This window comes from Paenibacillus polysaccharolyticus (genome assembly GCF_900102085.1).
Lineage (GTDB): Bacteria > Bacillota > Bacilli > Paenibacillales > Paenibacillaceae > Paenibacillus > Paenibacillus polysaccharolyticus.
This window is the reverse complement of record NZ_FMVM01000017.1, coordinates 26,668-51,467: the sequence shown is the minus strand read 5'-3', so window position 1 is coordinate 51,467 and position 24,800 is coordinate 26,668. Positions and strand designations below refer to the sequence as shown.

Here is a 24,800-nt window from a genome sequence, read left to right as displayed (position 1 = left end):
AGAGAATAATGATAGTCTAGAGGGACAGACTGCGGTACGTGCCGTGAAGGAGGATGAATAGGGATTGGAAACCATACAAGTGGTATTTCTAACGGTGCTTATGTTCTTTGTCATCGTAACGGTGCATGAATGGGGGCATTATTATTTTGCCAAGCGCGCCGGCATTCTTGTACGGGAATTTGCGATCGGTTTTGGTCCCAAATTATTCTCATATAAAAGAAATGAGACGCAGTTCACACTGCGCTTGCTGCCTTTTGGCGGATATGCACGGATGGCAGGAGAAGACCCGGAACTGATTGAGATTCAAGAAGGACAGACCATAGCGGTACGAACTGTGGACAATCAGGTCAAAATGATCTATTTGGACCAATTGGATAACCGTAAAAATGTAATTCGCGGTGAAGTGATCTCCATTGATATGGAGAACGCGCTTAAGTTACAACTGGATGTGGATGGCGAAGTGCAGCATTATCAAATACATCCACAAGCAATGTTGGTCAGCCGAGGCAAGCAGACACAAATTGCGCCTAAAGATCGACAGTTCGGCAGTAAAACGGTTGCTCAACGAGCTATGGCAATTTTTGCAGGTCCACTCATGAACTTTATTCTTGCTTTTGTTCTGTTCGCTGTTTATGCACAGATGGCAGGCGTTCCGGTGGAAAATCCAAAGAATTTGCAGATCGGTGAAGTGTTTAAAGGCGGAGCGGCAGATCAAGCGAATCTACAAAAGGGCGATATCATTGAAACCATTAACGGTACAGTTATCGGTACGGATTCTAAGAAGATGGTATCCATGATTGCTGAGTCCAAAGACAAGCCGATGGAATGGACTCTGCGCCGTGGGAACGAGACATTTAATGTCACGATTACACCTCGTGCGGTAGAAGGTCAGGAAGGCGGAAAGGTAGGCATTGCGCCTGTCTTGCCGACTCGTTCTGTTGGATTCGTGGAAATGTTTAAGTTCTCGGGAGTAGCTATGGTGGATACGACCAGGGTTATCTTTGAAGGATTCAGACATTTGATTAATCAGTTTAGCATGGATGACATTGGTGGACCTGTGCGTACGTTTGAGGTAACTGGTCAGATCGCCAAGCAAGGTATCGAGCAATTAACAAGATGGGCGGCGATTCTAAGCCTTTATTTGGGAATTTTCAATTTGCTCCCGATTCCTGCGCTTGATGGAAGCCGTCTCGTTTTCCTCGGAATCGAAGCGTTGCGAGGACGTCCGGTTGACCCTAACCGGGAAGGTATGGTGCATTTTGTCGGGTTCGCGATGCTCTTTGTGCTAATGCTGGCTGTAACATATAATGATATACTACGTTTAATTAACGGATAATTACGGTTTGACTATGTGCTGAGTATTCAGTACTAGTCGTTATGGGAGGACGCTGGAGTCTTATGTCAAAGGAAAACGATAAACAGTTCGTGACAGAAATTACACCGCAGGGTGAGGATTTCTCTCGCTGGTACATTGATGTTATTAAAAAAGCAGATCTGATGGACTACTCACCGGTTCGTGGCTGCATTGTATTTAAACCGGACGGCTTCGAAATTTGGGAGCACATCAAGGATGAGATGGATCGCCGTTTCCGCGAAACGGGCCATCGCAACGCGTACTTCCCAATGTTCATTCCCGAAAGCTTTTTCCAAAAGGAAAAAGAGCACGTAGAAGGGTTTAACCCTGAGTTGCCTTGGGTAACTGAAGCAGGCGGAGAAAAGCTCGAAGAACGTTTGGCGATCCGCCCAACTTCCGAAACGATCATTGGACATATGTACTCCAAATGGATTCAGTCCTATCGTGATCTGCCAGTATTGATTAACCAATGGGCTAACGTGGTTCGTTGGGAAAAGAGAACGTTGCCGTTCCTTCGCACGAGTGAGTTCCTGTGGCAAGAGGGGCATACAGCGCACGAGACAGAAGAAGAAGCTCGCGAAGAAACGATGAAAATGCTTGAAATCTACCGTGAAGTAGTCGAAGAATACCTTGCCATTCCGGTTATTACGGGGCAGAAGACCAAATCCGAGAAGTTTGCCGGGGCTGTGGATACGTTCTCGATTGAAGCCATGATGAAAGATGGACGTGCCGTACAGGCAGGTACTTCTCACTACATGGGAACGAACTTTGCCAAAGCCTTTGAAATTCAATATTTGAGCCGTGATAACGTTCTGGAACTTGCGCATACCACTTCATGGGGAACAAGTACACGTTTGATCGGAGCTTTGATTATGGTTCACGGAGATGACCGTGGTCTTGTGCTGCCGCCAAAAGTGGCACCAACGCAAGTGGTGATGATCCCGATTGGACCGCCAAAAACACGTGATGCCGTTGTAGGTCGTGCGGATGAATTGTTTGCTGAACTGAAAAAAGCAGGTATTCGTGTGAAAATGGATGATCGCAGTGATGTTCGTCCAGGCTGGAAGTTCAACGAGTATGAGATGCGTGGTGTACCGATCCGTTTGGAGATTGGCCCTCGTGATATGGAGAACGGCGTATGTGTTCTTGTCTCCCGTATTACTGGAGAGAAGAAAGTGGTTGAGCAAGCAAACCTCGTTGAAGAGATTCAAACGATGTTAACTAAAGTTCAGGCAGACATGCTTGATCGTGCTCGTACATTTATGTCAGACAACTTCTACTCCGTAGACACACTGGATGAGATGAAAGAACTGATGGAAAACAAACGTGGATTTACACTGGCTGGCTGGTGTGGATCAGAAGTATGTGAAGATAAAGTAAGAGAAGTCACGGGTGCAACCAGTCGGAACATCCCGTTCCAGCCTGCGGAAGAAAAGCACACATGCCTGGCGTGTGGTGAAAAAGCGCAGCACACTGTTGTGTTTGCAAGAGCATACTAGTTGACGGCTTGATGAAGAGAGCTTATTCACCGGTTTAGTAATGAATGAAGAGCTTCTGTCGGATAAAATGGATCGGTGCGGGTTCGGATCGGGGACATTTTTGAATACAGAGGCTTTTCATGTTTTAAGGGGGCACAGGAGGAACACGATGAGTGGATTTGAGGAGAAGAGAAAACGGTTTGAGTTGTTGATGAAACAGGCAGAACTTCCGGCAGGTTTGACTGACCCTTATTTCCTGGATGGGTGGATTGAACAGGTCGAGACCAATCGTACGAATCGCGAATGGCATATTCAGATTGGAAAGGACACACTGGTGCCAGCGCCGATCTATCGAACGTTCAGTCTGCATATTCAGGAGAAGTTAAATCATATAGCTAAAATTACATTTGCTTTTAAATATACAGACAAGGTGCTGTCTAATGATATCGTAAATGAGTATTGGAACCTGTTTCTGGAGTGGGTTACTCGTGAAATTCCGTCTGTAAATGGTTGGATGAATCGTGCGACAGTGGAATGTGAAGACGATCTGCTGCAACTGACGATGAGTGATTCCACATCTATGGAACTTGCTCGCAAGAAGCAGATTGACCAAGCTATTACTCGATTCTACGAGAAGTATTTTCACTTGCCACTGCGTATTAAAATGCAGGTGGGCGAAGCGGGAAGCAACAAAGAGGCGATGGAGCAATTCCAGGCCCAGAAGAAAGTAGAAGAACGACAGGTAATCGAAAAAATGATGAGTGAAGTCATCGAGACGGAACTGCCGGAAGAAGAAGATCAAGGTGATGTGCGGTTGCAGATGGGGTATGAGATCAAAGAGCCGGCTGTTCCAATGCAGGAAGTTCAGGATGAGGAGAAGAAAATTACACTCCAGGGAACGATCTTTGGTCTGGACCGCAAGGAACTGCGGAATGGAAATACGTTATTCACCTTTTATCTGACAGACTTTACGGATTCAATGCAAATGAAGATGTTTGCCAAAACCAAAGAAGATGTCAAAATTCTCAGCTTGCTGGCGAATGGAAAATGGGTAAAAGTTCGCGGACGTGTAGAGTACGACCGGTTTATGCAAATTCCTGAGCTTGCTATGATTCCTTCGGATCTGACTGAAATCAAGGCACCGCCATCTCGTAAGGATACAGCGGAGGAGAAACGTGTAGAATTCCACTTACACTCCACGATGAGCACGATGGATGCCGTAACGTCCATTGATAAATATGTCAAAACAGCTGCTGATTGGGGACATAAGGCCATTGCCGTAACGGACCACGGTGGTGTTCAGGTTTACCCGGAAGCATCCAAGGCAGCCAAGAAAAATGGGATTAAGATGATCTACGGCCTGGAAGCGAATGTGGTGAATGACTCTGTAGCGGTTGTGCTAAATCCACAATCAATGGATCTGAAAACGGCGACGTATATCGTATTTGATATCGAGACCACGGGACTGTCGGTAACGCAGAACAAAATCATTGAGATCGCCGCTGTCAAAGTTCAAGAGGGCAAAGAGGTGGATCGTTTTGCTACCTTTGTCAATCCGCATGAACGAATCCCATACAACATTCAACAGTTAACCAACATTACAGATGAGATGGTAAAAGATGCACCAGAGCTTGAACCGGTTATTCGTGACTTTGTTGCTTTTGCCGGAGATGGTGTACTGGTCGCGCACAATGCACGGTTTGATATGGGCTTTATTCAGGCATCCCTCAAAAATCTGGACATGCCTGAGCTACCAAATCCGGTGCTTGATACCCTAGAACTGGCTCGTCTTTTATATCCAAAAATGAAAAATCACCGGTTGAATACACTGGCTGATAAATATAAAGTTGCACTGGAAAGCCATCACCGGGCGATCGATGATACGATTGCTTTGGCAGGCATTTTGAATGGACTCATCAATGATGCAGCCCAATTAAAAGGTCTGACGATGCTGGATCGTTTGAATGATTTCGTTGGGGTAGATTTGTCGAATACACGTCCTTTCCACTGCGGAATTTATGCCTTGAATGATGTGGGCAAGAAGAACCTGTACAAGCTCGTTTCCCTGTCACATACCGAGTATTTTAAACGTGTTGCATGTATACCGAAGTCCAAGCTGGTAAGCTTGCGCGAAGGACTGGTTGTTATATCCGGTTGTGAAAAAGGTGAGTTCTTCGAGGCTGTCCTGAACAAATCGGTGGAAGAAGCCGAGGAAATCGCCGAGTTTTACGACATTCTGGAGATCCAACCATTGACCATGTACATGCATCTGGTGGACAAAGGACTTGTGGCTACGCCAGAAGAATTAAAACTTGCGGTTCGTAAAGTCGTAGATATCGGCGCCAAATTGAATAAACCTGTCATTGCTACAGGTAATGTTCATTACTTGGAGCCACGAGATAAAATTTATCGGGATATTACGATTCATGGGATTACCGGATTCAGTCCGCTTAAAGACCAGCGCAAACCGGATGCTCACTTCAGAACGACAGCCGAAATGCTGGAGGAATTCCAGTTCCTTGGACAGGATAAAGCGTATGAAGTTGTGGTTACCAATACCATTGAGCTAGCCGATCGTTTTGAGGAGATCAAGCTATTTCCGGACAAACTCTTTACGCCGATTTTGGAGGGTGCGGAGGAGGAAATCCGTAACACCTGTTACAACACGGCCAAATCGATCTATGGTGAAGACCTGCCGGAAGTCATTATTGCTCGTTTGGAAAAAGAATTGCAGCCAATCATCAAATACGGATTTTCTGCCAACTATCTGATCTCGGAACGTCTCGTTAAAAAATCAAATCAAGATGGTTATCTTGTAGGTTCGCGGGGATCAGTGGGTTCGTCCGTCGTAGCAACGTTCCTGGGCATCTCGGAAGTTAATCCGCTTCCTGCACATTATATCTGCGTGAACCCTGAATGTAAGCACAGCGAATGGTTCCTTGACGGTAGTGTACCGAGTGGATTTGACTTGCCAGACAAACCATGTCCTGATTGTGGTGGGAAACTCAAAGGGGAAGGACAGGATATTCCGTTTGAAACTTTCCTTGGGTTTAAAGGGGATAAAGTTCCCGATATCGACTTGAACTTCTCGGGGGATTATCAGCCCCATGCCCATAATTACACGAAAGTGCTGTTTAGTGAGAAAAGTGTGTTCCGTGCGGGTACGATCGGAACGGTCGCTGAGAAAACGGCGTTTGGTTTTGCGAAGAAATACGAAGAACAACATCAAAAGAAATGGCGCGGCGCCGAGCTGAATCGTCTGGCATCCGGCTGTACCGGTGTAAAGCGAAGCACGGGACAGCATCCCGGCGGAATCGTCGTTGTACCGGATTATATTGAGGTGGAAGATGTTACACCTGTCCAGTATCCGGCAGATGATGTTACAGCAGAGTGGAAAACGACCCACTTTGACTATCACGCATTTGAAGAAAACCTGTTGAAGCTTGATATTCTGGGACACGATGATCCGACGATGATGCGTATGCTGCAGGATCTTACGGGCGTTGATCCAACAACGATTCCGATGAATGATCCCAAGGTAATGAGCATGTTCAACTCCACGGATGCCCTTGGCGTAACCCCGGAGCAGATTCGCTCCCCTGTTGCGACATTCGGTGTGCCAGAGATGGGTACGAAATTCGTGCGTCAGATGCTTGTCGAATCTCAGCCGTCGTCTTTTGCCGATTTGTTGCAGATTTCGGGGCTTTCTCACGGGACTGGCGTATGGCTTGGCAATGCGCAGGATCTGATCAAGAACGGCACATGTAACATCAAAACGGTAATTGGCTGCCGGGATGACATCATGTTGTTCCTGATCTATAAGGCGGGAATGGATGCGAGTCTGGCCTTTAAGATTACAGAGAGTGTTCGTAAAGGACGTGGACTGCCACAGGAATGGATTGACGAGATGAAAAACTGCAAGGTACCGCAATGGTACATTGACTCCTGTCTCAAAATCCAGTACATGTTCCCGAAAGCCCACGCGGCTGCTTACGTTATTTCAGCTGTACGTACAGCATTTTTCAAGCTGTATCATCCGATTGAATATTACGCGACATACTTTACCGTTCGTGCAGACGAGCTGGATATTGAGCTGGTGTGCCAAGGTTATGATGCCATCTATCGCAAAATCGTAGAGATCGAACAGCTCGGTTTCCAGGCGCCGCCAAAAGAGAAAAACAGCCTTCCTGTTCTTGAAATGGCACTGGAGATGGCCGCTCGCGGCTTCTCGCTTAAACCGATTGATCTGTACCGCTCAGAAGCGACCAAATTCATTGTGGACGAGAAGTCTCTGATTCCTCCATTCTCTGCACTGGCAGGTATTGGGGATAACGCGGCTCGTAACATTGCAGCGGCCCGCGAGCATGGGGAATTTCTGTCGATTGAGGATTTCCAGCAGAAGTCCAAAGCAACCAAAACGATTGTGGAGTTGCTGACCAACATGGGATGTTTCCGTGGTTTACCTGAAAGCAATCAGCTGTCCTTGTTCTAATTGACAGGTAATTAGCAGGATAACTTCATTTGTTATGTCTGAAGCCATACACTTCGATTTTTCCTTCATTAGTGTGGCTGGTATGCAAAGGTGGGTTACTTGTCACTATTACCAGACTATGTTATAATTTTTGAAGTGAACGAGATAGTACGAATTTCTGAAGAGTGGGGAAACCCACTCTTTAGTCTTTGGTATACAAGAATCTTGGGTATTTAATCATCTGCCAGCGATTATAGTTGGTGTGACCTAAGTTGGAGGTTATCGGTTTTGAGCACAACGAATATTAAATCTACCGTGGAAGAAATGATCCAACCCTACTTGAACGAACAAGGCTTCGAGCTGGTTGACATCGAATACGTCAAAGAAGGCAGCAACTGGTTTTTACGGGTGTATGTCGACAAAGAGGGTGGAATCGACATCGACGATTGTGTCTTGATCAGCGAAAAGCTGAGCGCCAAGCTTGATGAGAACGATCCGATCCCATCTGTCTATTTCCTTGAAGTGTCTTCTCCCGGTGCGGAGCGTCCACTGAAAAAAGCGGAGGATGTTGCCAAAGCCGTAGGCAAAAACGTATTTGTTACAACCTACGAGCCGGTGAATAAATTAAAGGAATTCGAAGGCAAGCTGCTTTCCTTTGATAATGGGGAGCTTGTGATTGAAGCAGGCAAGAAGCAGCATACCATTTCTTATGAAAAGGTTGCCAGTGCGCGCTTGGCCATTTTGTTTTAAAGTGCCTTGTTCACTTGATTAATGAAAAAGACACATCTCACGATAACGGCAAGGTGCTCACAAGTTTCGAGCCTTAGCCGTTTTACGTATGGGATGCCATGTTTGAAAGGGGGATCAACATTCATGAGTATGGATTTTATTGAAGCAATGAATGAATTGGAACGGGAAAAAGGGATCAGCAAGGATGTGCTGTTTGAAGCGATCGAGGCTGCACTTATCTCCAGTTACAAGCGTAATTTTAACACGGCGCAGAACGTACGTGTTGACATGAACCGTAATACGGGGGTTATTCGCGTATATGCCCGCAAACTGATCGTGGAAGAAGTCCTGGATTCACGCACTGAGATTTCATTGCCTGCTGCACGGGAAATTAATCCACACTTCCAGCTGGAAGATATTGCGGAGATTGAAGTTACGCCGCGCGACTTTGGACGTATCGCCGCACAAACGGCTAAACAGGTTGTAACTCAGCGGATTCGTGAAGCCGAACGTGGCCTGATCTACAATGCTTTCGTGGATAAGGAAGAAGATATCGTTACGGGAGTAGTGCAGCGTCAGGATTTGCGCAATATCTACATCGACCTGGGCAAAATCGAAGCGGCACTGCCACTCACAGAGTTAATGCCGAACGAGAAGTTTGTTCACGGTGACCGCATCAAGGCTTACATCACCAAAGTAGAGAATACGACCAAAGGGCCACAAATCATTTTGTCCCGTACTCATCCGGGCCTCTTAAAACGCCTTTTCGAGCTGGAAGTACCTGAGATATTTGACGGTGTAGTTGAGATTCGTTCGGTTGCCCGTGAAGCAGGATTCCGTTCCAAAATCGCAGTTCATTCTCGCAATGAGGAAGTTGATCCGGTTGGATCTTGTGTAGGTCCAAAAGGGATGCGCGTGCAGACCATTGTGGGTGAGCTGCGCGGTGAGAAAATCGACATCGTTCGTTATTCCGAACAAGTGGACGAATATGTGGCGAATGCACTGAGTCCTTCTAAAGTCTTAGAAGTTCACGTGTTTGAGGAGGAAAAGATGGCTCGGGTGATCGTTCCTGACTATCAACTGTCCCTTGCCATCGGCATCAAAGGTCAAAATGCTAGATTGGCAGCCAAATTAACGGGCTGGAAGATCGACATTAAGAGCGAGAGCCAGGCGGAGCAGGAATTCGGCAGAGAAAAAGATTCTTCTTCGGAAATGCATCAGGATTCCGTCTCCGTCGACTAAAGGAAAGCACGGAGGGGGCGCTGACGTATGAAACCTAAAAAAGTGCCGCTGCGCAAATGTGTGGCATGTCAAGAAATGATGCCCAAAAAACAACTGATTCGCATCGTTAAAACGCCTGAGGACGAAGTACTGATCGATTTGACCGGGAAAAAGTCCGGACGAGGCGCATATCTGTGTGGCAAAGAGTCTTGTTTCAAGCTTGCACTTAAAAATCGTGCGCTTGATCGTGCACTGAAAAGTAAAGTTTCACCAGAAATCTATGAACAACTCGCTGCCGATTTCGTTGCAGTTGAGGATGAATTCATTGCTGCACAGGAGCGTGAAGAGGATGAGTGATACGAAAGTGTTGTCTTACCTCGGTCTATCCATGCGCGCTGGTAAACTGCTCACAGGTGATGAGATTGTGCACAAGGCGATCCGTTCGGGTGAAGCCAAGATGGTTATAGTTGCAGGCGACGCCTCGGGGAATACACAAAAGAAATTTCGCGACAAATGTGCTACTTACAAGGTTCCGCTTCTTATCGGATTGGATCGTGACCGTATTGGGTCAAGTATCGGTAAAGACACGCGGGTGGTTCTTGCAGTAACAGACCTTGGGTTTGCAAAAATGATCTCCAAGCAAGTCGGTATAATGTCGGAGGTGGAGTATATTGAGTAAACAGGAAAACAAGGAAAAATTGCGAGTTTATGAATATGCGAAGTCCCTTAACATGAGCAGTAAAGAAATTATAACCATTCTTAAAAAGCTGGATATTCCCGTTAACAATCATATGAGTGTGATGGAGAATGGTTCAGTCGGTAAAGTGGAACAATTTTTTAAAGATATAAAATCCACTGCCGCTTCGAAACAAGGTGGCGAAGCCAAGTCAGTTGCGACTTCGGCTGTACGCAGTGACAAACCAGTGGACAGCAACAAGCCGGGCGGCGGAGTGAACACGCCGAATAACAGCACAACAGCCGGTAGTCCCGTACAAACAAAAATACAACAGGAAAAGCAGGTAGGTATGAACAATAGACCAAATTCCAACAATAACAATGGCACTCAGAGACCAAGCGGCCAAGACAGCCGTAACAGAACAAATTCTTCTTCCCAAGGTTCAAGCCAAGGAGGACAAACAGGAAATCGTCCAAGACCATCTTCAAGCGGTCAAGGAAACACGGCTTCCCGCCCGCAAGGGTCCGGACAACGTCCGAACAATAGCGGTGGTCCAGGCAGAACTACAGGACCGAACACCGGTAGTAACTCTGGCAATAATGCTAACCGTACTGGTGGCCAAGGCCAAGGTCAGGGACAAGGTGGCCAGCGCAGAGGTGGTCAAGGCAATTCCGGTAATAATAACAGCGGTAACCGTTCCAATAGTGGTGGCGGTGGCGGACGTCGTTTCGACGATAACCGTGGCGGCAACTTCCGTAATAACCGTGGTGGCAAGAACAACCGTAACAGAAACCAGCAACAGTATGTGCAACGTGAGAAAATCGATAACACACCGAAGAAAATCATCGTTCGTGGTGATATGACGGTTGGTGAAACAGCGAAACTTCTTCACAAGGATGCTTCTGAAGTTATTAAAAAGCTGATTGGTATGGGTGTTATGGCAACCATTAACCAAGAACTTGATATCGATACTATTCTCCTCCTTGCAGGTGAATTCGGTGTTGAAGTTGAAGTGAAAATTGTGCTTGAAGACGATCGTTTTGAAACCGTTGAAGAGAATGATGATCCTGCTGACCTTCAATCCCGTCCTCCAGTTGTAACGATTATGGGTCACGTTGACCATGGTAAAACAACATTGCTGGATGCCATTCGTTCTACGAATGTAACTGGCGGCGAAGCGGGCGGAATCACGCAACATATCGGTGCATATCAAGTTGAAATTAACCACAAGAAAATCACGTTCCTGGATACTCCGGGTCACGAAGCATTTACAGCAATGCGTGCGCGTGGAGCACAAGTTACAGATATGACGATTATTGTAGTCGCTGCCGATGACGGTGTTATGCCACAAACGGTTGAGGCGATTAACCACGCGAAAGCGGCAGGTTTGCCAATCATCGTAGCGGTTAACAAAATTGATAAGCCGGGCGCTGATCCTGACAAAGTAAAACAGGAACTGACCAACTATGAACTCGTTCCGGAAGAGTGGGGCGGAGATACGATCTTTGTAAACGTATCTGCGAAACAAAGAATGGGTCTGGAAGGTTTACTTGAAATGATTCTGCTCGTTGCAGAAGTAAATGAATACAAAGCAAATCCGGATAAACGTGCCCGGGGTACGGTTATTGAGGCTGAGCTTGATAAAGGACGTGGACCAGTTGCACGTATCCTTGTACAGCATGGTACACTGAAAGTCGGAGATGCGTTCGTAGCGGGTAACTGTTTTGGTCGTGTACGTGCAATGGTCAATGATAAAGGCCGCCGTTTGAAAGAAGCAGGACCATCTACACCGGTAGAAATTACAGGTTTGACTGAAGTGCCAGGAGCAGGAGATCCGTTCATGGTGTTCGAAGATGAGCGTAAAGCTCGTTCCATCGCTGACAAACGTGCGATTACGCAACGTGAATCCGATCTGGGTACGAACACACGTGTAACTCTGGATGATCTGTTCCAACACATCAAAGATGGTGAGATCAAAGATTTGAACGTGATCATTAAAGGTGACGTACAAGGTTCGGTTGAAGCATTGAAAGGTTCCCTTGCGAAAATCGAGGTTGAAGGTGTACGCGTGAAGATCATTCACAGCGGTGCTGGTGCGATCACGGAATCCGACATCATTTTGGCTGCAGCTTCCAATGCCATCGTGATCGGTTTCAACGTTCGTCCTGAAAACCAAGCCAAAATTACTGCGGATCAAGAGCAAGTAGACATTCGTCTGCACCGCGTCATCTACAGTGTTATCGAAGAGATTGAACAAGCAATGAAAGGTATGCTTGATCCGATCTACAAAGAAAAAGTGATTGGCCATGCTGAAGTACGTAATACCTTCTCCATCAGTAAAGTGGGTACCATTGCGGGTTGTATGGTTACCTCTGGCAAAATCACACGTTCTGCGGAAGCTCGTCTGATTCGTGATGGTATTGTCCTTTACGAAGGTAAGCTGGATTCCCTGAAACGCTTTAAAGATGATGCCAAAGAAGTGGCTCAAGGTTACGAGTGTGGTATCACATTGGATAAATACAACGATCTCAAGGAAGGCGATGTAATTGAAGCCTTCATCATGGAGACCGTACAACGATAAGCAAGGAAGTTTGAGGTGAACAACAATGGCTAAGATTCGTACAGGTAGAGTGGGCGAGCAGATCAAGAAAGAACTGAGTCTGCTCATCCAGTCAGAACTGAAAGATCCACGCATCGGTTTTATTACCGTGACAGGAGTTGAAGTAACTGGCGACTTGTCGCAAGCCAAAGTTTATCTGAGTGTCTTCGGTGAACAGGAGCAAAAGGATAACTCGCTTAAAGCACTTGCAAAAGCAAACGGCTTTTTGCGCACGGAGCTGGGCAAACGTATCCGGTTCCGTCATGTTCCCGAGTTGATATTCAAGATTGACGAATCAATTGCATATGGTAGCCGAATTGAAAAGCTGCTTGGCGATATTGGTTCTGACAACGACAAAAACGAATCCCAGTAACAGAATAGAGGAGACGGCAATGCACACTTATGAACAGGCGCTCCAGGCAGGAAAACAATTCTTGCTGGAGCATGACGATTACCTGGTCGTGTCGCATGTACAGCCGGACGGTGACGCAGTCAGCTCGACGGTAACGATGGGCTGGCTGCTGTCATGTCTGGGAAAAACATTCACAATGATTAATGAGGGCGAAATCCCATCACGCATGCGTTTTCTGTATCATGCGGATGCCATTGTGAACATGACCGAACAACCCCCGGAGCGTAAGTTTAAAGCAATCATTTGTGTTGATTGCGCTGACTTTGCAAGAGTGGGGCTTACCCGTCAATATTTTGAAGAAGACGCCATTATTTTGAATATCGATCATCATCCTACGAATAACGGATATGGTTCAGTGAACATTATAAAATCCGATGCAGCAGCAACGGCCGAAATTTTGTTTGAATTGCTACAACTCTTTGACATTACATGGGATAAGGATATAGCTACGGCAGTATATACAGGCTTGCTAACAGATACGGGTGGATTCCGTTATGCGAATACAAGTCCCAATGTGATGACTGTTGCTTCCCGCTTACTGGAGCATGGTGTAGATGGGCCTTATTTGGCACAAACGCTACTCGAAGAGGTGACGCTCCCGCAGATCCGCATCTTGAACAAGGCACTGTCCTCTTTGCAAATGTCAGAAGACGGTAGAGTTGCCTGGGTTGTTATTACACCAGAAGATATGCAGGAGTGTGGAGCAGCCAACGAAGATTTGGAAGGGATCGTCAACTATACCCGTAACATTCGTGGAGTAGAAGTGGGCATCTTTTTCAAAGTGATCAACGATAATGCTGTTAAAGCTTCCTTGCGTTCTGCCGGTAAAATAGATGTTGCAGCACTGGCACAAACTTTTGGTGGCGGCGGACATGTTCTCGCAGCTGGATGCCGACTGGAAGGCAAAGTCGAAGAAAGCGTGGAAAAAGTGTTGAAGCAGGTGAATACACAATGGTAAAACCGTTTGAAGGTATTCTCCCGGTATACAAACCAGCGGGATTCACTTCCCATGATGTTGTAGCCAAAATGCGTCGGATTTTGAAAATGAAGCGCATCGGTCACACGGGCACGCTCGATCCGCAGGTAACCGGAGTTCTTCCGTTATGCCTTGGACGAGCGACACGGGTGGTGGAGTATATGCAAGAACTTCCGAAGGAATATCTGGCGACACTAAGGTTGGGCCTTGCTACAGACACCGAGGATCTGACGGGGGAAGTTATTGAACGTTCGGAATCGCCTGTAGAAGTAACTCAGGATCAGGTGGAAGAGGTATTACAGAAGTTTCTGGGTACCATTTCGCAGGTTCCGCCGATGTATTCAGCAGTAAAGGTCGACGGAAAACGGCTATATCAGCTTGCCCGCGAGGGTAAGACTGTAGAACGCAAGAGTCGTGAAGTCACCATCTACGAGCTTGAGCTTATCGGGATCGAAACCCATGATGGCACAACGGATATATCGTTCCGTGCCTTGTGCTCAAAAGGGACGTATATTCGCACATTATGTGTAGACATCGGTCGTGAACTTGGTTTCCCTTCCACCATGATTAAGCTGGAGCGCACCATATCTGCTGGTATCTCGGCAGATCATTGTCTTCGTATCGAAGACGTGGAACAGCGTATGAACGAAGGGACTCTCTCTGAAGCATTGATTTCCGTAGATGAAGCGATCTCTTCCATTCCAGCCCATAAAGTTGGAGAAGAACAGACAAAGGGCGCTCTACAGGGCCAAAAGCTGTCAGCACGTTTACTGGAGCCACCTGTGGAGAAGCCAGGGCTACTCCGTCTATACGCTCAAGATGGAACGTTTCTAGGTATTTTTGAACGGGATGAATCGAAACCAACCGTGAGGGCTGTTAAAGTCTTCTTACCGGAATAAAGAGGCAATGGCTTGGCGTGATGACGAGGTTCAAGCTTGGCCTATCAAGTGAAATGCAGGTGAATGATTGTGAAAACCGTAATGCTAACCTATCCGCAAACATTGCAATCGGCGGAACTGAGTACACATCCCCAAGTGCTGGCTATCGGTCAATTTGACGGGTTGCATCTCGGACATGCAAGCGTCATTCTATCCGCTGTTCGCATCGCTAGGGAATCGGATATGAAGGCGGCCGTCATGACCTTCCACCCACACCCGAAGGAAGTTATGCGCAAAGGGGATTACGAGGGTTATCTGACGCCTCTCAGAGACAAAGAAGAAATTTTGGCTGGCATGGGCGTAGACATACTCTATGTTGTTGAGTTCAATGAATCATTTTCACAGCTCTCGCCAGAGCAATTCGTTCATGAACTGTTGCTTCCTCTCCAAACGCGTACAGCGGTTGTTGGATTTGATTTCCGGTTCGGGCACAAAGGTGCTGGGGATGAACAAATGCTTCGTGCGCTCGGGGATGGAGAAATGACAGTAGAGACCGTGCCTCCGTTTTTGCTGGGCGGGGAGAAAGTAAGTAGCTCGCTGATCCGTGCTCTGTTGAAGCGTGGTGAGATGGATGAGGCAAGCCAGTGGCTTGGACGTCCTTATAGTGTCAGAGGTACTGTGATTCACGGAGAGAAAAGGGGACGGACCATCGGTTTTCCTACCGCCAATCTCGAACTTACCGATCACTATGTTACACCAGCCAAAGGTGTATATGCTGTACGAGTAAACGTTGGCGATCAAGAATTGACAGGTGTGATGAACCTTGGTGTCAAACCTACCTTTCACGAGAATGGAATGAGACCGACGTACGAAGTACATCTGCTCAATTTTGACGGCCAAATCTATGATCAGGAACTGAAAGTAGAACTGGTGCATTACATTCGAAATGAACGAAAATTCGATTCCATCGATGCTCTGATTGCTCAGATCCGTGAAGATGCACTGACCGCAGCTCGCTTACTGTCCTAAAAACTTTAATAAAATGGATGTTTACATTTACTTTGTCCGGGCAAGTATGGTATAATGTACTACGTTGTCGAATGAGGCAACATTAACCTTAGCTTGGTTACACGCTCTCACCGGCGGTGACGAGGCTAATGGCGATTATAATGAAGGAGGTGAATAGGATGGCATTGACTCAAGAACGTAAACAACAACTGATCGACGAGCACAAAACTCATGAGTCCGATACTGGATCACCTGAGGTGCAAGTTGCTATCCTTACGGAAAACATCAGAAGTTTGACAGACCACTTGCGTACGCATAAGAAAGACCACCACTCACGTCGTGGACTTTTGAAAATGGTAGGTCAACGTCGTAAGCTTTTGGCTTACGTGAAAAACAAAGATGTTAAACGTTACAGCGCACTGATCGAAAAACTCGGATTGCGTCGTTAATTATCGTACATGTTTTCAAAATCAACCTGGCTGTTATCCGCTTTTCTTTTGTCTAAAAGGACAAGCGGAGCTTACAGCCGGGTTGTTTTGTAGATGAACATGTTGCCATATATTTGTAGCTGAGGGCTCCGCAAGGAGCTTTTGTTTTGCAAGTCAGTCTCCGGCCTGTCCAACTATAGTTAATGAATGCTGGACAAGCAGGAAATACTGTGAATATGCAGAATCCATTGTGATAGGAACGAATTAAAGGAGGGATTTCATGGAACAGCGTGTTGAAATGCAGCTTGGTGGAAGAAAGCTTACGCTTGAAACCGGGCGTTTGGCCAAGCAGGCAAATGCTGCCGTAAAGGTAACATACGGGGATACCGTCGTATTGTGTACCGTGACAGCATCCAGTGAGCCGAAAGATTTGGACTTTTTCCCACTAACGGTGAACTATGAGGAAAGATTGTACGCTGTTGGTAAAATCCCAGGTGGATTTATCAAGCGTGAAGGTAGACCATCCGAGAAAGCAATTCTGGCAAGTCGTCTGACAGACCGTCCGATTCGTCCATTGTTCCCGGAAGGTTTCCGTAACGATGTACAAGTTCTGAATATTGTTATGAGCGTGGATCAGGATTGTGAACCACAAATCGCAGCAATGATTGGTACTTCAGCAGCACTGAGCATTTCCGATGTACCTTTCAGTGGGCCAATTGGCGGTGTGAAGGTGGGCCGTATTGATGGAGAGTTCATCATTAACCCAACAATTGCACAGCTTGAAGTCAGCGAACTTGAACTCGTGGTTGCAGGAACTAGAGATGCGATCATGATGGTTGAAGCCGAAGCGAACGAGTTACCAGAAGAAGTGATGCTTGAAGCAATCATGTTCGGACATGACGAGATCAAAAACATCGTAACGGTGATTGAGCAGCTTGTACAAGTAGCTGGTAAAGAAAAAATGGAAGTGAAACTGCATGCCGTTAATGCAGAAGTGAACAGCAGCGTGCGTGAGTTTGCAAGTGCACGTTTGGTGGAAGCTGTTAAAATTGCTGAGAAACATGCCCGTCAAGATGCGATTGATGTCGTGAATGACGAAACTGTTGCTCATTTTGAAGAGAAATACATTGAATCACCTGAATTGTTAAAAGATGTGAAAGAAGTGCTGCACGATATCGTCAAAGAAGAAGTGCGCCGTCTGATCACTCACGATAAAGTACGTCCGGATGGACGCGGCCTTGCTGAAATTCGTGCAATTGAATGTGATACTTCACTGCTTCCGCGTACACATGGTTCAGGTCTGTTCACACGTGGACAAACGCAAGCACTGAGCATCTGTACACTAGGTGCACTGGGTGACGTTCAAATTCTGGATGGCATCAGTTTGGAAGAAACGAAACGTTTCATGCATCACTATAACTTCCCGCCGTTCAGCGTAGGTGAAGCTCGTCCGCTTCGTGCGCCAGGACGTCGTGAAATCGGACATGGTGCCCTTGGTGAGCGTGCATTGTCTAAGGTTATTCCTTCTGAAACGGACTTCCCATACACGATTCGTTTGGTATCTGAAGTATTGGAATCCAACGGTTCTACGTCCCAAGCAAGTATCTGTGCAAGTACACTTGCCATGATGGACGCAGGTGTACCAATCAAAGCACCGGTAGCTGGTGTGGCGATGGGTCTGATCAAAGACGGAGACCATGTATCTATCCTGAGTGATATTCAAGGTATGGAAGATCATCTGGGCGATATGGACTTCAAAGTAGCAGGAACACCTGAAGGCGTAACAGCGATTCAAATGGATATTAAAATTGATGGAATCGATCGTCAAATCCTGTCCGAAGCGCTAGCTCAAGCCAAAGAGGGACGTATGCACATTTTGGGTAAAATGACCGAAGTGATGAAAACACCTCGTGAGCAATTGTCCCAATATGCGCCTAAAATTACGACTATGCATATCAATCCGGACAAAATCCGTGATGTCATCGGCGCTGGTGGTAAAATCATCAATAAAATCATCGAAGAAACCGGTGTTAAAATTGATATCGAGCAGGATGGACGTGTCTTTATCGCTTCTTCCAATCAGGAGATGAATGATAAAGCCAAAGCGATCATCGAAGGCATTGTACGCGAAGTACTTGTTGGCGAAATCTATGTCGGCAAAGTAAAACGCGTTGAGAAATTCGGTGCATTCGTTGAAGTGTTGCCAAACAAAGAAGGTCTGGTTCACATCTCCCAATTGTCTACTGAGCGTGTAGCGAAAGTAGAAGATGTTGTGGCGATTGGTGATTCTATTACTGTAAAAGTAACCGAGATTGATCCGCAAGGTCGAATCAACTTGTCTCGTAAAGCAGTACTAACAGCAGAAGCTCCTGCGCAATCCTAGGTTGCTGACGTTGGTTTGAATAACATAAGCATGATTGAATGAAGAGACAGAATGTGAATTTCTGGCTCTTTTTTTAACGTTTAAACAAAAATACGTTCCATTCATAAGATTGCAGTTTTTATTCATATTCCTGTCCTTGTCCTCATATGATGGGGACAAAGACGGCAGGAGGATGGAGCTGTGAGAAACCAATCCAAAAAACTGGCGGTTGTTCTTGCGGGTGTGGCGGCGGTCATGCTAATCGGACAAGTGGACAGTGTACGTACATACATTACGGAGATCCGTGATGGTCCGGGAACTCAGAATGCTTTTGACATGTTTAAGGAAGCGACCGGAGAAGAGTCATTGTTATCTGCGATCAAAGATAAGGCAGCTGAAACTCGAATTGCACCGGTGAATGCGAGAGTTGATCGAGTATGGAAAGCGATCCCGGGTTATAACGGCCTGGAGATCGACGTAGAAGCTACGTATCGCAAGGCGCTGGGTGGCACGCTGAATACTAAAATTCCATATGTCTATCGCCAGACCCAGCCGGAAATTCAGTTAAAAGACCTGGGGGCACATCCGATTTATCGAGGCAATGAGAGTAAACCCATGGTTTCTTTTATGATTAATGTCGCTTGGGGCAATGAATTCCTTGTTCCAATGTTGGACACGCTTGACGCGGAGAAGGTGAAGGCTACATTTTTTCTGGATGGAAGTTGGCTGAGCAAAAATGCAGAACTCGCCAAGGAAATTCAGAAGCGTGGACATGAGCTTTCCAACCATGCATATTCACATCCCGACATGAGTCGTTTGAGTGCAGAGCGAGCCCGATTAGAAATTAGCAAAACCCAGGATCTGTTGCAACAAACCCTTGGAGTGGAGAATCGTTGGTTCGCTCCGCCTTCGGGTGATTTTAATCAAAAAACGGTGGATATCGCGGCATCTATGGGGCTAAGAACCGTCTTGTGGACGGTAGATACAGTGGACTGGCGCAAACCCAGCCCAGACTCTGTCATAGCCAAAATTGCCAATAAAACCGAGGCCGGATCGTTAATTCTCATGCATCCAACCGCATCCTCCGCAGGAGCACTGAAAGGTATGATCGATTCCATCCATGCTAAAGGACTGTCGTTAGGAACTGTAAGTGAAACGTTGTCTTCTGAACGGGTGCAAGGCCATACGGTTGAGTGAACGCCGTTTTTTTGTTAATATCAAAAAGTTGGAACCAAATGTCGATTTCAATTTCATCATTATTGAAATCAGGGCAATTATAGAGATGTAGGAGGGCCAACCGTGAAAAAAATTCAGCTGGGCAATGGCCTCAGAGTTGTGATGGAACAAATCCCGACCTGTCGTTCCGTGTCATTTGGAATCTGGGTCAAAACAGGTTCGCGTAATGAGCGAACAGAAAATAACGGGGTATCCCATTTTATTGAACATATGCTTTTTAAGGGGACGGATCGGTTTGATGCGAAGGCGATTGCGGAGCAGTTTGATGCGATCGGCGGTAACGTAAATGCATTTACCTCCAAGGAATATACCTGCTACTATGCAAAAGTGCTGGATGAGCATCTGCCTATTGCGGTGGATGTGTTGTCCGATATGTTCTTCCGCTCCAAAATGGACGACGGTGAACTGGTCAAAGAGAAAAACGTAATTTTGGAAGAAATCTCAATGTACGAGGATACGCCTGACGACATGGTTCACGATTTAATGGCGCTCGCTGCATATGGAGAGCATCCGCTGGCATATCCAATCCTGGGAACTGAAGAACGTCTTAAAGCGATGGATTCCAGTCATTTACGTGCATATATGAAGGAACATTACACCATCGAGAATACCGTGATCAGTATTGCGGGTAACATTGACGATAGCGTGATTGATCTAATGGAGAAACACTTTGGTGCGTTTGATGTTAACGGTGTAACCGAGGAAGTAAACATTCCGGCTTTTCAAAGCGGTCAGCTCTTCCACAAAAAGAAAACGGAGCAGAATCATATCTGTATTTCGTTTCCAGGTTGCAAAATCGGAGACCCGCTACAATTTGCGATGGTTGTTCTTAACAATGCGATTGGCGGCGGTATGAGCTCCAGATTGTTCCAGGAAATCCGTGAAAAGCGAGGGCTCGCTTACTCCGTTTATTCTTATCATAGCTCTCATGCGGACAGCGGACTATTCACGATCTATGCGGGTACAGCGCCGAAACAGACCAAAGAAGTACTGGATCTAACCAAAGAAGTGTTACGTGATCTGGCTGTAAATGGATTATCCGAAGATGAACTGCGTAAAGGCAAGGAGCAGTTGAAAGGTAGTCTGATCCTGAGTCTGGAGAGCACGGGCAGCCGTATGAACCGACTGGGAAAAAATGAATTGATGCTTGGCAGACATCATACGCTTGATGAGATGATTGCCAAGATTGAGCAAGTCACGATGAAAGACATTGATGCTGTGCTTGATCTGATGTTTGCAGAGCCGTTTGCGCTCGCGATGGTAGGAGCTTCAGACAAGACGATTGCTGGACTTAGAAGGGATGATTTGGTTGCATTACGTTCAAATAAAGAAATTACCGGGTAACGAAGATATTAAACTGCCGCAAAAGATGTCCGAGCTGGCTGCTGGCTTTGATGTGGTGGCGGCTTTGGAAGAAGAAGTTGTGCTAGAGCCGGGGCAGCGTACATTGATTCCGACTGGTCTTGCGATGGCGATGCCTGCTGGGCTGGAAGCTCAAATTCGTCCACGTAGCGGACTTGCTTTCAAACACGGGATTACTTGCCTGAATACACCGGGAACCATTGATGCGGATTATCGTGGTGAGGTGAAGGTGTTGCTCATTAATTTGGGTCAGGAGCCATTTACGATTGTGCGTGGGGAACGGATTGCTCAAATCGTGTTTCAGACGGTGCCTGCCATCGAATTGACGGAAGTGGCTGAACTTTCGGAGACCGTGCGGGGCGAAGGCGGATTCGGGCACACAGGTAAATAACAATACCGATTTCTTTTTTACAAATATATAGTTGGATAACTATAATAATATTGTGTATCCCAGCCGTCCTTTACAGGGCGGCTTTTTATGTTGAACAAGGATTTCATTCTTTTATTGTTTCACCCCCCTGTAGGCCACTGCATACGATAAGGCATACATGTGGTGAAAGGAGTGACGTCCCGATGCTGACCGGAGTCCGGATAGTCGTTCTTGGCGGAGATGCAAGGCAACTTGAAGTCATTCAAAAATGCGCCGAGCTCGATGCGACGGTAAGTGTAGTAGGCTTCGATCAACTGGAGCAAGTGATTCCGGGCATTGAGCACCGCGAACTCAAGGATGAAGTATTTGCTTCTGCAGATGTACTGGTACTGCCTGTTGTGAGCTGTGATGATCAAGGAAAAGTGAGCTCTTCGTTTAGTGGTGAACCGATTGTTCTGAAAAAGGAACATATGGCCGCCCTGCCGGAGCATTGCACCGTATTTACTGGTATGGCAAAGCCGTTTTTGCGTGAACTTTGCGAGGAGAATGGCCTTCGGCTTGTGGAAGTGCTTGATCGTGATGATATTGCACTATACAACTCTATTCCGACAGCGGAGGGAGCCATCGCCATTGCAATTAAAGAAACGGATTTTACGATTCACGGGTCTGAATGCATCGTGCTTGGCATCGGTCGAACAGGGTTTACGCTAGCCAAAACATTGCAAGGACTTGGAGCTAATGTACGAGTGGGAATTCGGCGGAATGAGGATGTTGCCAGAGCAACAATCATGGGCTGGAAGCCTTTCATGACAACGGATTTGGCCGCTCAAACCGGGGAAGTTGACTTGCTTTTTAATACGATACCGACTATGATAATCACAGCACAAATCCTGTCCAGAATGCCTCAAAAAGCGGTTATTATTGACCTTGCATCCGCCCCTGGCGGCTGCGATTTCAGATATGCCGACAAACGTGGCATCAAGGCACTGCTCGCACCAGGCCTCCCCGGCATTGTTGCTCCCAAAACGGCTGGCGGCATTATTGCCGACGCGTTAATCCGTTTGCTTTTGGAAGAACAGAACGCACGGGAGGTTAAATCATGAACTGGCAGGGTAAAACGGTAGGTTACGCGATTACGGGGTCTCATTGTACGTTTGAAGAGGTTATGCCAGTCATTAGCCGCTTTGTATCCGAAGGCGCGAATGTCGTTCCGATTATTTCGAACTCGGTACTGACGACGGATACACGTTTCGGTACAGCGCAGAATTGGCAAAAACAATTGAAAGATATAACGGGTAATGATATCATCTCTACAATTGTTGAGGCGGAGCCTTTAGGGCCCTCTAAGCTGCTTGATGTGCTGGTCATTGCTCCATGTACGGGGAATACCACAAGCAAGCTGGCGAACGCGATGACGGATAGTCCGGTGCTTATGGCTGCAAAAGCGCAGATGCGTAATCAGCGTCCGCTTGTGCTGGCGATATCGACGAATGATGGACTTGGTTTGAATGCAGCAAATATAGCTAAATTATTAGTGGCCAAATATGTATATTTTGTACCGTTTGGTCAAGATGATCCAGTGAAAAAACCAAACTCGTTAGTTGCCAAAATGGAACTTATCCCGGAGGCTTGCTGGAGTGCACTAGAAGGAAAGCAATTGCAACCGATGATTGTGGAGCGTGCTCCACAGGCTTAAGGATGGCATTCAGGGCAATAACGGCAATGCGCTTGGAGAAATGAAGAAGGGTACGAGAGACAAAGAAAATCATGGGGGACGATAGCTGGTCTATACAGCTACCTCTAAACACGTTCCTGTTCATAAGGGCATTCCTGCTTGCATATGATCTTCATGCAGCAAGCAGGAGAGATGTATTTGATATACATGTCATACATGCCGTATACATTGCTGAGATTATCGCATCGGAACGCTCCCAAGGGTTATGCATTTGTTGATTTGACCCGTGTCCAGTCTTCTTGCGTACACAAATGGAGGAATAAAGATGCGTATTATGGTACAAAAATTTGGAGGTACATCGCTCTCTACAGTGCAAGCGAGAGAGCATGTGCTCCGGCATGTTAAACGTGAGCTCGAAGCGGGTTTTAACCTCGTTATTGTGGTTTCAGCTATGGGCCGCCGCGGTGAGCCGTATGCTACGGATACACTTTTGGACTGGGCTGCACAGAACGGAAATGCTCTATCTGCTCGGGAAAAAGATTTACTGCTGTGCTGTGGTGAAATTATTTCTGCAACAACGCTCAGCAGCTTGCTTGAACATGAAGGCATTCCAACTTCAGTGCTGACCGGCGCACAAGCGGGTTTTGTGACGGACGACAATTTCGGGAATGCCCGGATATTGGATGTCCGTCCTGTTCGTGTGCTGGAACAGCTTCAACTTGGTCGTGTTGTCATTGTAACTGGATTCCAGGGACAAACGGAAAAAGGCGATTTTACCACACTCGGACGCGGAGGTAGTGATACATCCGCTACAGCTCTGGGTGCAGCACTACGAGCTGAGATGGTAGACATCTACACGGACGTTAACGGGATATTAACGGCTGACCCTCGGATTGTTGAAGATGCTCGTCCACTAACCGTAGTAAGCTATGCAGAAATCTGTAACATGGCTCATCATGGGGCAAAGGTTATTCATCCGCGTGCCGTCGAGATTGCGATGCAATCGCAAATTCCCGTGCGGGTAAGATCTACTTTTGCCGATACAGAAGGTACGCTTGTTACCCATCCGGAAGGGTTTCAGGATGTACAGACAGGCATTATTGACCGCTATGTAACCGGTATTGCTTATGTGAGCAATGTTACGCAAATTACGGTGGATGTGCCTGGTGGGACGGATCGACTGCAATTAAAAGTTTTCAAAACGATGGCTGAAAATTCAATTAGCGTTGATTTTATTAATGTTACCCCCTCGGGAGTCGTCTATACCGTGTTTGATAGTGATTCAGAGAAGGCTATACGCGTATTGCAGGAGATCGGTCTAAAGCCTCAAAGTCTGTCCGGCTGTGCCAAAGTATCTGTTATTGGCGGAGGAATTAACGGTGTGCCTGGAATTATGGCCCGCATTGTGGAGTCACTGACGCTCGCAGACATTCAGATTTTGCAATCAGCGGATTCCAATACTACGATCTGGGTGCTTGTCAAAAAAGAAGATATGGTTCAGGCCTTGAGGGCACTTCATACCTCATTCGAACTTCACTTGTAACTCACCCATGTTAGCGGAGCCA

20 protein-coding genes are annotated in these 24,800 nt (G+C 46.7%); all 20 read left to right on the top strand.

What is annotated here, in order from left to right:
* The first annotated feature begins 64 nt into the window (after positions 1–64).
* The 20 genes from rseP to dapG all read left to right on the top strand — a co-directional run bounded on the left by rseP (position 65) and on the right by dapG (position 24,778).
* Positions 65–1,336, top strand: a complete 1,272-nt coding sequence (gene rseP / locus BLQ13_RS22030) for an RIP metalloprotease RseP (RefSeq protein WP_090923839.1) — start codon at positions 65–67, stop codon at positions 1,334–1,336.
* Positions 1,337–1,398: 62 nt separating this feature from the next.
* Positions 1,399–2,853, top strand: coding sequence for a proline--tRNA ligase (gene proS / locus BLQ13_RS22025; RefSeq protein ID WP_090923838.1), 1,455 nt, complete (start codon positions 1,399–1,401; stop codon positions 2,851–2,853).
* Positions 2,854–3,001: 148 nt separating this feature from the next.
* On the top strand, positions 3,002–7,324 hold the full coding sequence (locus BLQ13_RS22020; RefSeq protein ID WP_090923837.1) for a PolC-type DNA polymerase III: 4,323 nt from the start codon (positions 3,002–3,004) through the stop codon (positions 7,322–7,324).
* 267 nt (positions 7,325–7,591) lie between these two features.
* Positions 7,592–8,053: a ribosome maturation factor RimP gene (rimP, locus tag BLQ13_RS22015; protein WP_090923836.1), complete on the top strand. Its 462-nt coding sequence runs from the start codon at positions 7,592–7,594 to the stop codon at positions 8,051–8,053.
* 123 nt (positions 8,054–8,176) lie between these two features.
* Positions 8,177–9,274: a transcription termination factor NusA gene (gene nusA / locus BLQ13_RS22010; protein WP_090923835.1), complete on the top strand. Its 1,098-nt coding sequence runs from the start codon at positions 8,177–8,179 to the stop codon at positions 9,272–9,274.
* Between the two features lie 27 nt (positions 9,275–9,301).
* Positions 9,302–9,610 carry an RNase P modulator RnpM gene (gene rnpM / locus BLQ13_RS22005; RefSeq protein WP_090923834.1) on the top strand — a complete coding sequence of 103 codons (309 nt, stop codon included), beginning with the start codon at positions 9,302–9,304 and terminating at the stop codon, positions 9,608–9,610.
* Positions 9,603–9,932, top strand: a complete 330-nt coding sequence (locus tag BLQ13_RS22000) for a L7Ae/L30e/S12e/Gadd45 family ribosomal protein (protein ID WP_208606818.1) — start codon at positions 9,603–9,605, stop codon at positions 9,930–9,932. Before rnpM ends, BLQ13_RS22000 begins: the two co-directional genes overlap by 8 nt.
* Positions 9,925–12,510 (top strand): translation initiation factor IF-2, encoded by a 2,586-nt coding sequence (gene infB, locus BLQ13_RS21995; protein ID WP_090923832.1) that lies wholly within the window; start codon positions 9,925–9,927, stop codon positions 12,508–12,510. The genes BLQ13_RS22000 and infB overlap by 8 nt, the downstream gene beginning before the upstream one ends.
* A gap of 25 nt (positions 12,511–12,535) precedes the next feature.
* The gene (gene rbfA, locus BLQ13_RS21990; RefSeq protein ID WP_090923831.1) at positions 12,536–12,901 is read left to right on the top strand and encodes a 30S ribosome-binding factor RbfA; all 366 of its coding nucleotides are present in this window, start codon (positions 12,536–12,538) and stop codon (positions 12,899–12,901) included.
* 19 nt (positions 12,902–12,920) lie between these two features.
* Positions 12,921–13,898, top strand: a complete 978-nt coding sequence (locus tag BLQ13_RS21985) for a DHH family phosphoesterase (RefSeq protein ID WP_090923830.1) — start codon at positions 12,921–12,923, stop codon at positions 13,896–13,898.
* Complete coding sequence (gene truB / locus BLQ13_RS21980) at positions 13,892–14,815, top strand: tRNA pseudouridine(55) synthase TruB (protein ID WP_090923829.1); 924 nt, start codon at positions 13,892–13,894, stop codon at positions 14,813–14,815. The genes BLQ13_RS21985 and truB overlap by 7 nt, the downstream gene beginning before the upstream one ends.
* A gap of 69 nt (positions 14,816–14,884) precedes the next feature.
* Positions 14,885–15,823, top strand: a complete 939-nt coding sequence (locus BLQ13_RS21975) for a bifunctional riboflavin kinase/FAD synthetase (protein ID WP_420848956.1) — start codon at positions 14,885–14,887, stop codon at positions 15,821–15,823.
* 158 nt (positions 15,824–15,981) lie between these two features.
* Complete coding sequence (gene rpsO / locus BLQ13_RS21970) at positions 15,982–16,251, top strand: 30S ribosomal protein S15 (RefSeq protein WP_056700672.1); 270 nt, start codon at positions 15,982–15,984, stop codon at positions 16,249–16,251.
* Positions 16,252–16,510: 259 nt separating this feature from the next.
* Positions 16,511–18,613, top strand: a complete 2,103-nt coding sequence (pnp, locus tag BLQ13_RS21965; RefSeq protein ID WP_090923827.1) for a polyribonucleotide nucleotidyltransferase — start codon at positions 16,511–16,513, stop codon at positions 18,611–18,613.
* A 180-nt stretch (positions 18,614–18,793) separates the two neighbouring features.
* Positions 18,794–19,789, top strand: a complete 996-nt coding sequence (locus tag BLQ13_RS21960; protein WP_208606817.1) for a polysaccharide deacetylase family protein — start codon at positions 18,794–18,796, stop codon at positions 19,787–19,789.
* Positions 19,790–19,891: 102 nt separating this feature from the next.
* Positions 19,892–21,172 (top strand): M16 family metallopeptidase, encoded by a 1,281-nt coding sequence (locus BLQ13_RS21955; protein ID WP_090923826.1) that lies wholly within the window; start codon positions 19,892–19,894, stop codon positions 21,170–21,172.
* Positions 21,138–21,581 (top strand): dUTP diphosphatase, encoded by a 444-nt coding sequence (dut, locus tag BLQ13_RS21950; RefSeq protein WP_090923825.1) that lies wholly within the window; start codon positions 21,138–21,140, stop codon positions 21,579–21,581. Before BLQ13_RS21955 ends, dut begins: the two co-directional genes overlap by 35 nt.
* Positions 21,582–21,763: 182 nt before the next feature.
* On the top strand, positions 21,764–22,663 hold the full coding sequence (gene dpsA, locus BLQ13_RS21945) for a dipicolinate synthase subunit DpsA (protein ID WP_090923824.1): 900 nt from the start codon (positions 21,764–21,766) through the stop codon (positions 22,661–22,663).
* Positions 22,660–23,256 (top strand): dipicolinate synthase subunit B, encoded by a 597-nt coding sequence (locus BLQ13_RS21940; RefSeq protein WP_090923823.1) that lies wholly within the window; start codon positions 22,660–22,662, stop codon positions 23,254–23,256. Before dpsA ends, BLQ13_RS21940 begins: the two co-directional genes overlap by 4 nt.
* 304 nt (positions 23,257–23,560) lie before the next feature.
* Complete coding sequence (dapG, locus tag BLQ13_RS21935; RefSeq protein WP_090923822.1) at positions 23,561–24,778, top strand: aspartate kinase; 1,218 nt, start codon at positions 23,561–23,563, stop codon at positions 24,776–24,778.
* The last annotated feature ends 22 nt before the right edge of the window (positions 24,779–24,800 follow it).

What these genes read in the sequence shown, in the direction of transcription:
- proS (WP_090923838.1), top strand. Translation starts at nt 1,399, where the DNA reads ATGTCAAAGGAAAACGATAAACAGTTCGTGACAGAAATTACACCGCAG.
- BLQ13_RS22020 (WP_090923837.1), top strand. Translation starts at nt 3,002, where the DNA reads ATGAGTGGATTTGAGGAGAAGAGAAAACGGTTTGAGTTGTTGATGAAA.
- nusA (WP_090923835.1), top strand. Translation starts at nt 8,177, where the DNA reads ATGAGTATGGATTTTATTGAAGCAATGAATGAATTGGAACGGGAAAAA.
- rnpM (WP_090923834.1), top strand. Translation starts at nt 9,302, where the DNA reads ATGAAACCTAAAAAAGTGCCGCTGCGCAAATGTGTGGCATGTCAAGAA.
- BLQ13_RS22000 (WP_208606818.1), top strand. Translation starts at nt 9,603, where the DNA reads ATGAGTGATACGAAAGTGTTGTCTTACCTCGGTCTATCCATGCGCGCT.
- rbfA (WP_090923831.1), top strand. Translation starts at nt 12,536, where the DNA reads ATGGCTAAGATTCGTACAGGTAGAGTGGGCGAGCAGATCAAGAAAGAA.
- BLQ13_RS21985 (WP_090923830.1), top strand. Translation starts at nt 12,921, where the DNA reads ATGCACACTTATGAACAGGCGCTCCAGGCAGGAAAACAATTCTTGCTG.
- truB (WP_090923829.1), top strand. Translation starts at nt 13,892, where the DNA reads ATGGTAAAACCGTTTGAAGGTATTCTCCCGGTATACAAACCAGCGGGA.
- rpsO (WP_056700672.1), top strand. Translation starts at nt 15,982, where the DNA reads ATGGCATTGACTCAAGAACGTAAACAACAACTGATCGACGAGCACAAA.
- pnp (WP_090923827.1), top strand. Translation starts at nt 16,511, where the DNA reads ATGGAACAGCGTGTTGAAATGCAGCTTGGTGGAAGAAAGCTTACGCTT.
- dpsA (WP_090923824.1), top strand. Translation starts at nt 21,764, where the DNA reads ATGCTGACCGGAGTCCGGATAGTCGTTCTTGGCGGAGATGCAAGGCAA.
- BLQ13_RS21940 (WP_090923823.1), top strand. Translation starts at nt 22,660, where the DNA reads ATGAACTGGCAGGGTAAAACGGTAGGTTACGCGATTACGGGGTCTCAT.
- dapG (WP_090923822.1), top strand. Translation starts at nt 23,561, where the DNA reads ATGCGTATTATGGTACAAAAATTTGGAGGTACATCGCTCTCTACAGTG.